An 11419-nucleotide genomic window follows, 5' to 3' on the forward strand; every position below is an offset into this window, starting at 1 on the left:
GGAGGTTCCAGTGAGTAAACAGGAAAATCGTATTCGGATTAAGTTGAAAGCTTATGACCATCGTTTATTGGATCAATCTGTCGCGGAGATCGTGAAGAGCACACGTAACACCGGAGCCAAAGTAGTTGGGCCTATCCCGCTTCCTACAGATCGGACAGTATATACGATTTTACGTTCGCCTCATACCGACAAAAAATCTCAAGACCAATTCCAGATGTTGGTTCACAAACGTTTGGTCGACATCATGAATCCGACCCAGCAGACAACGAATGCATTAAAGAAGCTTAGTTTGCCGGCGGGAGTTCATGTGGAGATCAAGGCAAATACCAGGAGCTAAGCATGATCGGACTTATTGGAAAGAAAATAGGTATGACACAGATATTTGACGAGAGCGGCAAAGTGATTCCAGTTACAGTGATTCAGGCCGGTCCGTGCAAGATTATTTGTAAGCGTACAATCTCAGAAAATGGTTATGAAGCAATCCAAGTGGGTTATGTTGAGATTCCCGAGCGGAAGGTCTCAAAACCCATGTTAGGACATTTTAAGAAAAACGGTAGCCCCTATTTCCGTTATGTGAGGGAATTTCGTCCTGCCTTTGGGCAACAACTTGATGATTATAAGTCAGGGGATGCTCTGGATGCAAGTTTGTTTGAAGAAGGCGAAACCGTGAGTGTATCCGCAAAATCGAAAGGTCGTGGTTTCACTGGCGTGATGAAGCGTCATGGATTTGGTGGGTTTATTGCAACGCATGGATCTCACGAATCATTTCGAGGACCCGGTTCCATTGGACAATGTGCCCAACCTTCCCGTGTTTTTAAGGGCGTGAAGATGGCGGGGCATCATGGAAACGCCAAGATTACTACTCGTCATTTAGACGTGGTAAAAGTGGACACCGAGCGGAATCTTTTAATGGTAAAGGGCGCAGTGCCTGGCCATCGCAATTCCTTAGTAATTATTCTTAAGGAACAATAGGGGGAAAGTAATGGTTAAAGCAAAAAAATTCAATATCCAAGGCGAAATGATTGGGGAAGTGGAGCTTCCACTTGCCGTATTCGACGTGGATGTAAACTCTCCCAAAGTGCTTTTGCACGAAGTGATAACCATGTATCTTGGCAATCAACGCCAGGGCACGGTTCAGAAAAAGAATCGCTCTATGACTCAGGGCAGTACACGTAAGCTTTTCAAACAGAAGGGCACCGGTAATGCTCGCGTGGGAACTCGCCGTTCCCCCATTCGTGTTCATGGAGGCAGGGCTTTTGCAATATATCCTAAAGATTGGTATCGCCCAATTCCACGCACCAAAAAGCGCATGGCGCTAAAGGTTGCTCTTACAGATCGTGCCCGAGGTGGACGCATCTGCGTAATAGAAGGTTTGAACTTTGAAAAAGCCAGTACTAAGCAAGCGCTTGAGATTATTAGCAAGGTTAGCCCTGATAAGGGACGCAAGCTTGTGATAACGGCGGGGAATCATGCTCCTACGGTTAAGAGCTTCAGCAATATTCCAGACGTAATGACGGATCGTGCTGAGCAATTGCATGCTTACGAAGTATTAAAGAGCAGCTATATCATCCTCAGCGATGAAGCGCTTAAAAAAGTAGAGGAGGTATTCAGCAAATGATACATCCGCGTAATATCGTAATTGCTCCTATCATTACCGAGAAGAGCAGCAATCAAATGGCCGCCCAGAATACCTATACATTTAAGGTATCGATAAATGCCAATAAGATAGAGATCGCCAAAGCCATAGAGCATATATTTGCCGTGAAGGTTCTGGCTGTGAATACCATCCGAATGATGGGCAAACCGAAACGTTTAGGCAGATACAACGGTAAACGCCCGGATTGGAAAAAGGCGATCGTAACCCTGCGCGAAGGCGATAAAATCGCCGATTTTGAGGTATAGAAATGGGAATAAAACATTACAAACCAACAACCCCCTCCCTCCGCTATCGCACGGGTTATAAATTTGAAGAGATTACTACTTCCTCTCCGGAAAAATCTCTACTTAAACCCAAACCGAAAAGTGGTGGACGCAACAATCGCGGTCGCATTACTTGCCGTCATCGTGGCGGTGGGCACCGTAAACATTATCGCATTATAGATTTTAAGCGTGATAAGATTGGGATTCCGGCGAAAGTTGCCACTATAGAATACGATCCTAATCGTACTGCCCGCATTGCACTTTTGCACTATGTGGATGGAGAAAAACGTTACATCATAGCACCCGACGGCTTGGAAGTAGGTAGCAAAGTAATGAGTGGACCCGAAGCTGAAGTAGCAGTAGGAAATGCATTGCCATTAGAACGCATTCCTTTAGGTAGTGTGGTTCACAATATCGAATTGAAGAAAGGTCGCGGCGGTCAAATAGCCCGCAGTGCCGGTGCTTTTGCTCAGGTTGTTGCCAAAGATGGTGATTATGTACACGTAAAAATGCCTTCAAATGATGTGCACCTCATTCGCAAAGAATGTCTTGCCACCATAGGTCAGGTAAGCAATCCGGATCATTCACTGATTAAGATTGGTAAAGCCGGACGCAAACGTTGGTTGGGAATACGCCCTACGGTTCGCGGCGTAGCAATGAACCCGGTGGATCATCCGATGGGTGGTGGAGAAGGAAAATCTTCAGGTGGAGGCCATCCGGTATCCCCCTGGGGTAAACCGGCTAAGGGCGGTAAAACCCGCAAAACCCGCAAATATTCCGATAAATATATCGTGAAAGCGGTCAAAAAGAGATAGTGTGAGGATATAGATAATGTCACGTTCAATCAAAAAAGGCCCATTCGTTGACGATCACCTGATGAATAAAGTAGTAGTCCTCAATGACGAAAACAAGAAAAGCGTGATCAAAACCTGGAGCCGCCGTTCGGTGATAACTCCAGATTTTATCGGTCATACTTTTTCGGTGCATAATGGGCATAAATTTGTGCCTGTATATGTAACCGAGAACATGGTTGGTCATAAGCTTGGGGAGTTTTCTCCCACCAGAACCTACCGTGGTCATAAAGAGAAGAAGAAAAAAGGCAGATAGGAGATAGCAAATGGAAGCAACAGCAAAATTGCGTTTCGCCCGTGGTTCTGCCCGTAAAGCCCGTCTTGTACTGGATACTATTCGCTACAAGCGTGTAACCGAAGCCCAAAACATTCTGCGTTTCTCACGTCGCAGAGCGGCTGGTATAATTTATAAAGTGTTGGAATCTGCGATTGCCAACGCTCAGGTGAAGGATCCCAAGATTGACCTCAACCAGGTATTTGTAAGCCAGGCGATGGCAGATGAGGGTCCTCAGATGAAACGTTTTATGCCCAGAGCTCAGGGAAGAGCATTTATGATAAGGAAACAGACCTGTCATATCTCCCTGGAAATCCAGACTTTAGAATAGGAGGAATACCTTGGGACAAAAAATACACCCCATTCTGTATCGTATCGGTGTAAATAAAGATACCGATTCAATCTGGTTTGCTCAAGGCTCGTCTTATGTGGATTCTCTCCAGGAAGACATAAAGATACGCAACTACATTCGCAAACGTCTGGCAGACAAGATGGTTTCTAAGATAAAGATATATCGTAAAACCAGCTCGATCCAGATAGATATCGCAACTGCCCGTCCTGGTTTGGTAATTGGGAAAAAGGGAGAGGATATCGAGAAGTTGCGCGGCGAGCTGAACATCCTGATCAACAAAAACCGCCCCAATCCGATCACTGTAGCCATCAATGTGGAACAGATCGATAAGATGTGGCTTGATGCCCGTCTTGTGGGCAAAGAGATTGCCCGCCAGCTTGAAGAACGCGTTTCCTTCCGGCGTGCCATGAAAATGGCAATGCGCAATGTAATGAGAGATAACGCTCTTGGAGTTAAAGTACAGGTGTCCGGCCGTCTTGGCGGTGCTGAGATAGCTCGCACAGAGCGTTATAAACAAGGACGTACCCCGCTTCATACTATTCGTGCCGATATCGATTATGCGCATGTGGAAGCACTGACTACCTATGGCGTAATCGGCATTAAGGTATGGATATACAAAGGCGACATTTTGTCATAAGGAGAGAGCCGTGTTAGCACCAAAAAAAGTAAGACATCGTAAGATGATGAAGGGCAGACGCAACGGTCTTTCCTGGACTGGATGCAATGTTGATTTTGGCGATTACGGTTTAATAGCATTGGAAGATGCTTTTATCTCCAGTCGTCAGATTGAAGCTGCTCGTATTGCAATAACCCGCCATATGAAGCGTGTTGGAAAAGTATGGATCCGCATTTTTCCGGATAAACCCATTACCAGCAAACCAGCAGAAACTCGTATGGGAAAAGGAAAAGGCGCTCCAGAATACTGGGTAGCCGTAGTTCGCCCCGGTCGCGTGTTATTCGAGATCGAAGGCGTAGACGTTACCACGGCAAAAGAAGCAATGCGCCTAGCCTCACACAAGCTGCCCATCAAAACCAGATTGGTAGCACGTGAAGGAGTGGAATTATGAAGATTGATGAAATCCGTGACCTCAGCACCCACGAGCTGCAGGCCAGAATCGAAGAACTGCGTATTGAGCTGTTCAATTTGCGTTTTCAAAAAGCAAAGAATTTGCTTGATCGCACCGATCGAATCCGGATCGCTAAACGCGAAATTGCCCGGATAAACACCATCATCAAAGAAAAAGAGCTAAAGGCTTGAGGTAAAAGTGGAAAATACACGTAAAATGATAAAACAAGGTGTGGTGGTTTCGGACAAAAACGATAAGAGCATTGTCGTACGCGTTCAACGCCAGTACATCCATCCGCTATACAAAAAGACCGTTCGCCGCCATAAAAAGTTTATGGCTCACGACGAAAATAATGAAGCCCGCGAAGGCGATATCGTTCAGATTTGCGAATCGCGTCCGCTTAGTGCCCGCAAACGCTGGACTCTGCATAAGATTGTAGAGAGAAGTAAGTAAAGGGGTTTGGAATGATTCAAGTACAAACTATATTGAATATCGCCGATAACTCTGGCGCCAAGAAAGCCATGTGCATCAAAGTATTGGGAGGCTCCAAACGTAAGTATGCCTCCGTGGGAGATGTTATTGTGGTTGCCATCAAGTCTGCCACTCCAGGTGGAAAGGTTAAGAAGAGCGCCGTTGAAAAAGCCGTGATCGTGCGAACTGCCAAAGAAGTACGTCGTCCAGACGGATCCTACATCCGTTTTTCGGATAATGCGGCAGTAGTTATTGATGAGAAACATGAGCCAAAGGGAACCCGCATCTTTGGTCCGGTTGCACGCGAATTGCGCGAAGCAGGATATATGAAGATAGTATCCCTTGCTCCGGAAGTACTGTAGGAGGAAGCGTGGAAAAGAAACTAAACTTAAAAAAAGGTGATTTGGTAGTGGTAATATCTGGTGAGGACAAAGGCAAAAAGGGACACATCCTTAGAGCTTACCCCAAAACCGGACGCGTGATTGTGGAAAAAGTTAACCTGATCAAAAAGCACGCCAAGCCCAGCCAACGCAACCCCCAAGGTGGAATCATTACTAAAGAAGCGCCGATTAATGCTTCTAATGTGATGCTTTTCAACGAAAAATTGGATACGGTATCCAAGCCAGTGATCCAGATTCGTGATAGCCGTCGGATTCGAGTATGTAAGAAATCTGGCGATGAGCTGTAAACAAGGAGCGAATAACAATGAACCGAATCAAAGAAAAATATAAGAGCCAGGTAATTCCTGCCCTTACCAAGCATTTTGGGTATAAAAACCCTCATCAGGTGCCAAGATTGGTGAAGATCGTGCTTAGCATGGGTGTGGGAAGTGCCACCCAGAATAAAGCGATTTTGGATAACGCAGTAAAAGATATGGAACAGATTGCCGGCAGGAAAGTAATGGTAACCAAGGCCAGTAAATCTATATCGAACTTCAAGCTGCGTCAGGGCATGCCCATCGGTTGCAAAGTTACCTTGCGCAACGAAGTAATGTATGAATTCTTCGATCGGCTGATCTCTATTGCCATTCCGAGAATTCGTGATTTTCGCGGGATCAAGACTAATTCTTTTGACGGCAGAGGAAACTACTCTTTTGGCATCAAAGAACAAACTATTTTTCCCGAAATCGAATTTGACAAAGTAGATGCCGTTCGTGGAATGAACGTCACTATCGTAACAAGTGCTCACAACGACGAGGAATGCCACCAGCTCTTAAAAGAACTTGGCATGCCTTTCCAAAGAGCCGAATAAGGAGATAATGTGGCAAAGACTTCATTGATCATCAAGCAACAAAGAACACCTAAGTTCAAAGTAAGAAAGTACAACCGTTGCAAGATTTGCGGACGTCCTCGCGCTTATATGCGCCACTTTGGCATGTGCCGCCTTTGCTTCCGCAAATATGCCTCCGAGGGACAGATCCCCGGAATAACCAGAAGCAGCTGGTAAAAAATTAAGGAGATATAAATGAGCGTATCTGATCCGATAGCTGATGCATTGACCAAGATCCGCAATGCATATCGTGCCGGACACTCACAAGTGATCGTAAACCATAGCAAAGTTATTGAAGCGCTGGTTAAGATCCTTGCTGAGGAAAACTTTGTAAATAGCTTTCAGGTATTAGACAAAGATCCGGAGCACAAATACAACTACAAACGTATATTAGTAATCCTACGTTACACCAATGATGGACGACCTGTAATGCAAGGATTGGTTAGAGTTTCTAAACCCGGAAGACGTGTTTACGTCAAAGCAGACAAAATGCCCAGCGTGTATAATAACACTGGTTGTGCGATTATTTCCACTTCTTCAGGAGTAATGGTGGATCGCGATGCCAGAATTCAGCACGTAGGCGGCGAATATGTCTGCAGAGTTTGGTAGGAGGTATTAATGTCCCGCATAGGAAAAGCCCCTATTAAAATCAGCTCCGACGTTAATGTGAAGATAGAAAACAATATCGTCACCATAAAAGGCAAGCTGGGCGAGCTCAGCTATCCTCTGATGCCTGGAATCAGCCTCGAATTAAACGAAAACGCACTATCTGTAATTCGTTCCGATGATAGCAAAAATCAACGGGCAGTACATGGTCTAAGCCGCGCTCTTATTCAGAACATGGTAATCGGCGTGAGCGAAGGTTACAAAAAGACCCTTCATGTAATCGGTACCGGCTATAGCGCCGAAGTTATCGGACCTTGGCTAAAACTTAGTTTGGGATATTCTCACGACATCTTATTGCGTATCCCTCAAGAACTAAAAATAGAAGCCAATGCTGTTCCCCGCTCAAAAGGTGGGCGTAGCGATTTTACCGCCATCATCACAATTGAAGGAATCAGTAAACAATTAGTTGGCCAATTTGCCGCTGAAGTGCGTGGCTGTCGTCCTCCGGAAAACTATAAGGGTAAGGGAGTTCGCTATTACGACGAACGCGTTACCATCAAAGCCGGAAAAGCCGGAAGCAAATAAGAGGTAATGTAAAATGATAAAATCTATAACTAAGATAAAGAGTACATTACGTGCCCGTCGTCGTGCCGCCATTCGTAAACGTTTGTCTGGCAGCAGTGAGCGACCACGCCTCGTAGTATTTCGTTCAAACAAGCATATCTACGCGCAGATAATCGACGATAGCAAGGGGATAACCCTATGCTCGATGTCTTCCAAAGCCAAGGATTTCTCTTTAGGAGAAGCAAAAACCAAAACCGATGTCAGCCACATAGTTGGCACCAAACTTGGAGAAAAAGCCTTAGCAGTTGGAATCAAAACCATCGCCTTCGATCGTGCCGGATACAAGTATCATGGCAGAGTAAAAGCTCTAGCCGATGGTGCCCGCAAAGCCGGGCTTGAGTTCTAAACAGGAGGAAAGCTTGAATTACCAACACAATCAGAATCCCGAAGAAGAAAAACTGGTAGAGAAGATTATCGATACCAAGCGCGTGGCAAAGGTAGTAAAAGGTGGACGTAATTTCTCCTTTTCCGCTATTGTAGTGGTAGGAGATAAAGCCGGAAACGTCGGCGTGGGAAATGGCAAAGCAAATGAGATTGTAGATGCCATTCGCAAAGCCAAGGAAAAAGCGGTAAAGAATATGTTCCGCGTTCCTATCGTTAAAGGCACTGTTCCTCATGAAATCGTTGCCCGTTTTGGAGCCAGTCGCGTTATGATAAAGCCGGCTTCACCAGGTACCGGAGTTATTGCCGGGAACACTACTCGCGCAATCTTTGAAGCAGCCGGAATAGAAAACATTCTGTGCAAATCCTTGGGTAGCAACACCCCTACTAACGTGGTGAAGGCCACCATCAACGGACTAAAATCTATGCGTACTATCTCCGACATCGCTCGTCTGCGCAATAAGACTATTGCTCAGCTTACCGGTCAGGAGGAGAAATGAAGAAGATTAAAGTAACCCTTATCCGCAGCACCATAAATCGTATTGAAAGCCATAAAAGGGTTGTAAAATCCCTTGGTTTGAACAAACTAAACAGCAGCCGGATTCATGATGATAACCCCGTGATCCGCGGTATGATCAACAAAGTGTCGTACATGCTTAAAGTAGAAGAAGTGCAGGGAGAATAAGAATGTTAACACTCAACAACCTCGGCAGACCAGCCGGTAGAAAAAATAAGAAACGTCTTGGTAAGGGACAAGGTTCGGGACATGGCCATCAGGCAGGTCGTGGGCACAAGGGTAAGAAAGCCCGTGCCGGCGGCAACATTCCTGCATCCTTTGAAGGTGGTCAGATGCCAATCAACCGCCGCTTGCCCAAGCGAGGATTTAAAAACATCTTCAGGGTAGGCTATCGCAGCCTCAACCTTAGCCGTTTACAAGGATTGGAAGATACAGAATTTGACATCGCCAAGCTCGAAACAATGGGCTTGATCCCGTCTAAAGGTCAAAAAGCTAAAGCTCCGGTTAAAGTACTTGCCGGAACTACTGAAGAATTCACCAAAGCTGTTCATATCAAAGCGAACGCTTTTTCCAAAAACGCTAAAGCGCTCATCGAAAAGAACGGCGGCAAGGCGGAGGTAGTTTAATTTGCTTAAGACTATCACAAACATGTTCCGGATTCCGGACCTAAAAAAGAAGATACTGTTTACGGCGTTGTTTTTGGTGCTTTACCGCATGGGTAGTTTTGTGCCCATCCCTGGTGTAGATGCCACAGCGTTGCAAGCTTTTTTTGAAGGCGCCAGAGAGGGTGGTAATACTCTATTTGGTTTGCTTGATCTTTTTGTAGGTGGAAACTTTGAACGTGCATCGGTTTTTGCTTTGGGAATTATGCCCTATATCACAGCATCCATCGTGATTCAGCTGTTAGGCAGTATAATTCCCTATTTCGAAAAGCTTCGCAAAGAAGGAGCGGAAGGACAGAAGAAACTGAATCAGATAACCCGTTATGGCACGGTTGGCTTGGGGGCCTTCAATGCTGTTACCATTACTTTATGGCTTAGCAACCTCAGTGGTGGAGTGGTGCCTGTTTCAGGAATCTTGTTCCATTTCACCGGAATAATCACTTTGGTGACCGGTACTATGATTGTAATGTGGATTGGTGAGCAGATCACCGAACACGGTATTGGCAACGGAATTTCGTTGATTATATTTGCTGGTATTATTGCTCGCTATCCCGAAGGTTTCATCAGAATGTTCCAAAAGATTGGAGCAGAACCTACTTATGCCTGGAAAGCAGTATTTGCCGTGCTTCTCATGGTAGCAGTTACAACCGCGGTAATATTTGTAACTGAAGCTACCCGCAAGATTCCCGTTCAATATGCCAAGCGCATAGTGGGACGCAGAGTTTATGGCGGACAAAGTACATATATTCCATTGCGCGTGAATACTGCCGGTGTGATTCCTATCATCTTTGCCCAAAGCGTATTGATGTTCCCAGCCACTATCGCAGCCTTTTTTGGCTCCGGTGGAGGTTTTTGGGTGACACTGCAAAGATGGTTATCTCCTGGAGCGGCATTATATACAATTCTGTATGTATCGCTTATCATCTTCTTTGCATATTTCTACACTGCAATAGTATTAAATCCTACTGAAATGGCTGAAAACATGGTCAAATATGGCGGTCATATTCCTGGTAAAAAACCGGGCAAAAAGACTGCCGAGTACATTAACAGCGTGTTAACCAGAATCACCCTCCCTGGAGCGGTATTCTTCGCTTTTGTAGCGCTATTACCGGAAATTATGAGTCACCGCTTTGATCTGCCTTTCTATTTTGGTGGAACTGGTCTCATCATCGTGGTTGGAGTAGCCTTGGATACATTGCAACAAATAGAATCACACCTGGTAATGCGTCACTACGACGGATTTATGAAAAAGGGTAAGCTTCGCGGACGCAGCAGTTAAGTATGATTTATATTAAGTCACCAGCTGAAATTGGAAAGATTAAAGCCGCCAGCAAGATAATAGGCGAGTTACTGAATGCTCTTGAAGGCATGATGAAACCGGGTGTTTCCACGTGGGAGCTGGATGCTTATGCAGAAAGTTTCATACGCGAGCGTGGCGGTAAGCCAGCTTTTAAGGGATATCAGGTTCCGGGGTTAAAACCTTTTCCCGGCACTTTATGCACATCGCTCAATAGTGGAATTGTGCATGGCATTCCTTCCAAGAAAGCAGTTTTAGCAGAGGGTGATATCATCGGCATCGATGTTGGTGTCATCAAAGACGGATATTATGGTGATGCAGCCCGCACCTATCCGGTTGGAGCCATTAGTAAAGAGGCACAAGATCTCATGGATGTTACGCAAGTTGCATTAGCAATGGGCATTCGTGCTGCAGTAGAAGGAGCCAGAGTTGGAGATATCTCCAATGCCATAGGCACCTATATCAACAGTAAAGGATACTTTGCAGCAGATGATCTTACCGGACATGGCGTGGGACGTGAGTTGCACGAAGACCCGCAGATACCCAATACCGGCAGAGCAGGATACGGTCCTCGCATAAAAGCTGGAATGACGTTTGCGATTGAGCCCATGGTAAATATAGGCACCAACAGAGTTATCGAAAAAGGTTGGGAGTTTTTTGTGGCAGACGGAAGTCTTTCTGCACACTTTGAACACAGCATCCTGATAACCAAAGCCGAAGCCGAAATACTTACAAAAGCTTAAGGGGAAGGAAGATTTATGAGTAAATCCGGTGTTATCGAAGTGGAAGGCGTGGTTACCGAAGCGCTTCCCAATACTACTTTTCGGGTTGAACTGGAAAATGGGCACGAGATTTTGGCTCATTCTTCCGGGAAAATGCGAATGAACTATATAAGAATCTTACCCGGGGATAAGGTAAAAGTTGAGCTTTCTCCTTATGATCTTACCCGGGGTAGAATTACATACCGCTATAAATAAGAGAATTGCTAATTCCTCGCGAGGAGTAGCAAGGAGATAACAATGAAAGTCAAAGCATCAGTTAAGATAATCTGCAAAGATTGTAGAATAATCAAACGCCATGGCGTTATTCGAGTTATCTGCAGCTCTAACCCTAAACACAAACAAAGAC

General features: G+C 45.4%; 25 protein-coding genes. All 25 read left to right on the forward strand.

Annotated features, from left to right (window positions below; all coding sequences use genetic code 11):
* Positions 1 to 10 precede the first annotated feature (10 nt).
* Positions 11 to 337: a 30S ribosomal protein S10 gene (rpsJ, locus tag LHW48_00165; protein ID MCB5258875.1), complete on the forward strand. Its 327-nt coding sequence runs from the start codon at positions 11 to 13 to the stop codon at positions 335 to 337.
* A 2-nt stretch (positions 338 to 339) separates the two neighbouring features.
* Positions 340 to 972: a 50S ribosomal protein L3 gene (gene rplC, locus LHW48_00170; GenBank protein ID MCB5258876.1), complete on the forward strand. Its 633-nt coding sequence runs from the start codon at positions 340 to 342 to the stop codon at positions 970 to 972.
* Positions 973 to 982: 10 nt separating this feature from the next.
* Complete coding sequence (gene rplD, locus LHW48_00175) at positions 983 to 1618, forward strand: 50S ribosomal protein L4 (GenBank protein MCB5258877.1); 636 nt, start codon at positions 983 to 985, stop codon at positions 1616 to 1618.
* Positions 1615 to 1902, forward strand: a complete 288-nt coding sequence (gene rplW, locus LHW48_00180) for a 50S ribosomal protein L23 (GenBank protein ID MCB5258878.1) — start codon at positions 1615 to 1617, stop codon at positions 1900 to 1902. The genes rplD and rplW overlap by 4 nt, the downstream gene beginning before the upstream one ends.
* Before the next feature lie 2 nt (positions 1903 to 1904).
* Positions 1905 to 2735, forward strand: a complete 831-nt coding sequence (gene rplB / locus LHW48_00185; protein MCB5258879.1) for a 50S ribosomal protein L2 — start codon at positions 1905 to 1907, stop codon at positions 2733 to 2735.
* 16 nt (positions 2736 to 2751) lie between these two features.
* On the forward strand, positions 2752 to 3027 hold the full coding sequence (gene rpsS, locus LHW48_00190) for a 30S ribosomal protein S19 (GenBank protein ID MCB5258880.1): 276 nt from the start codon (positions 2752 to 2754) through the stop codon (positions 3025 to 3027).
* Positions 3028 to 3037: 10 nt separating this feature from the next.
* Positions 3038 to 3376 (forward strand): 50S ribosomal protein L22, encoded by a 339-nt coding sequence (gene rplV, locus LHW48_00195; protein ID MCB5258881.1) that lies wholly within the window; start codon positions 3038 to 3040, stop codon positions 3374 to 3376.
* A gap of 10 nt (positions 3377 to 3386) precedes the next feature.
* Positions 3387 to 4034, forward strand: a complete 648-nt coding sequence (gene rpsC / locus LHW48_00200) for a 30S ribosomal protein S3 (GenBank protein ID MCB5258882.1) — start codon at positions 3387 to 3389, stop codon at positions 4032 to 4034.
* Between the two features lie 10 nt (positions 4035 to 4044).
* Complete coding sequence (rplP, locus tag LHW48_00205; GenBank protein MCB5258883.1) at positions 4045 to 4464, forward strand: 50S ribosomal protein L16; 420 nt, start codon at positions 4045 to 4047, stop codon at positions 4462 to 4464.
* Positions 4461 to 4655: a 50S ribosomal protein L29 gene (rpmC, locus tag LHW48_00210; GenBank protein ID MCB5258884.1), complete on the forward strand. Its 195-nt coding sequence runs from the start codon at positions 4461 to 4463 to the stop codon at positions 4653 to 4655. Before rplP ends, rpmC begins: the two co-directional genes overlap by 4 nt.
* Before the next feature lie 25 nt (positions 4656 to 4680).
* Positions 4681 to 4917 (forward strand): 30S ribosomal protein S17, encoded by a 237-nt coding sequence (rpsQ, locus tag LHW48_00215; GenBank protein ID MCB5258885.1) that lies wholly within the window; start codon positions 4681 to 4683, stop codon positions 4915 to 4917.
* Between the two features lie 11 nt (positions 4918 to 4928).
* Positions 4929 to 5297 (forward strand): 50S ribosomal protein L14, encoded by a 369-nt coding sequence (gene rplN, locus LHW48_00220; protein ID MCB5258886.1) that lies wholly within the window; start codon positions 4929 to 4931, stop codon positions 5295 to 5297.
* Between the two features lie 8 nt (positions 5298 to 5305).
* Positions 5306 to 5623, forward strand: coding sequence for a 50S ribosomal protein L24 (rplX, locus tag LHW48_00225; protein MCB5258887.1), 318 nt, complete (start codon positions 5306 to 5308; stop codon positions 5621 to 5623).
* 17 nt (positions 5624 to 5640) lie between these two features.
* On the forward strand, positions 5641 to 6186 hold the full coding sequence (gene rplE / locus LHW48_00230; GenBank protein MCB5258888.1) for a 50S ribosomal protein L5: 546 nt from the start codon (positions 5641 to 5643) through the stop codon (positions 6184 to 6186).
* Positions 6187 to 6195: 9 nt separating this feature from the next.
* Entirely contained in the window at positions 6196 to 6381 is a 186-nt protein-coding gene (locus LHW48_00235; GenBank protein MCB5258889.1) for a type Z 30S ribosomal protein S14, read from the forward strand.
* Between the two features lie 18 nt (positions 6382 to 6399).
* On the forward strand, positions 6400 to 6813 hold the full coding sequence (gene rpsH, locus LHW48_00240) for a 30S ribosomal protein S8 (GenBank protein MCB5258890.1): 414 nt from the start codon (positions 6400 to 6402) through the stop codon (positions 6811 to 6813).
* A 9-nt stretch (positions 6814 to 6822) separates the two neighbouring features.
* Positions 6823 to 7395, forward strand: coding sequence for a 50S ribosomal protein L6 (gene rplF / locus LHW48_00245; protein ID MCB5258891.1), 573 nt, complete (start codon positions 6823 to 6825; stop codon positions 7393 to 7395).
* A 13-nt stretch (positions 7396 to 7408) separates the two neighbouring features.
* Positions 7409 to 7780 (forward strand): 50S ribosomal protein L18, encoded by a 372-nt coding sequence (gene rplR, locus LHW48_00250; GenBank protein ID MCB5258892.1) that lies wholly within the window; start codon positions 7409 to 7411, stop codon positions 7778 to 7780.
* A 13-nt stretch (positions 7781 to 7793) separates the two neighbouring features.
* Complete coding sequence (gene rpsE / locus LHW48_00255) at positions 7794 to 8315, forward strand: 30S ribosomal protein S5 (protein ID MCB5258893.1); 522 nt, start codon at positions 7794 to 7796, stop codon at positions 8313 to 8315.
* Positions 8312 to 8500, forward strand: a complete 189-nt coding sequence (gene rpmD, locus LHW48_00260) for a 50S ribosomal protein L30 (GenBank protein ID MCB5258894.1) — start codon at positions 8312 to 8314, stop codon at positions 8498 to 8500. Before rpsE ends, rpmD begins: the two co-directional genes overlap by 4 nt.
* A 2-nt stretch (positions 8501 to 8502) precedes the next feature.
* Entirely contained in the window at positions 8503 to 8958 is a 456-nt protein-coding gene (gene rplO / locus LHW48_00265; GenBank protein MCB5258895.1) for a 50S ribosomal protein L15, read from the forward strand.
* 22 nt (positions 8959 to 8980) lie between these two features.
* Positions 8981 to 10273, forward strand: coding sequence for a preprotein translocase subunit SecY (gene secY, locus LHW48_00270; protein ID MCB5258896.1), 1293 nt, complete (start codon positions 8981 to 8983; stop codon positions 10271 to 10273).
* 2 nt (positions 10274 to 10275) lie between these two features.
* On the forward strand, positions 10276 to 11034 hold the full coding sequence (gene map, locus LHW48_00275; GenBank protein MCB5258897.1) for a type I methionyl aminopeptidase: 759 nt from the start codon (positions 10276 to 10278) through the stop codon (positions 11032 to 11034).
* A gap of 15 nt (positions 11035 to 11049) precedes the next feature.
* Entirely contained in the window at positions 11050 to 11268 is a 219-nt protein-coding gene (gene infA / locus LHW48_00280; protein ID MCB5258898.1) for a translation initiation factor IF-1, read from the forward strand.
* A gap of 42 nt (positions 11269 to 11310) precedes the next feature.
* The coding region (gene rpmJ / locus LHW48_00285; protein ID MCB5258899.1) for a 50S ribosomal protein L36 at positions 11311 to 11419 on the forward strand (109 nt) is incomplete at its 3' end.

It is taken from the genome of Candidatus Cloacimonadota bacterium (assembly GCA_020532355.1).
GTDB lineage: Bacteria > Cloacimonadota > Cloacimonadia > Cloacimonadales > Cloacimonadaceae > UBA5456.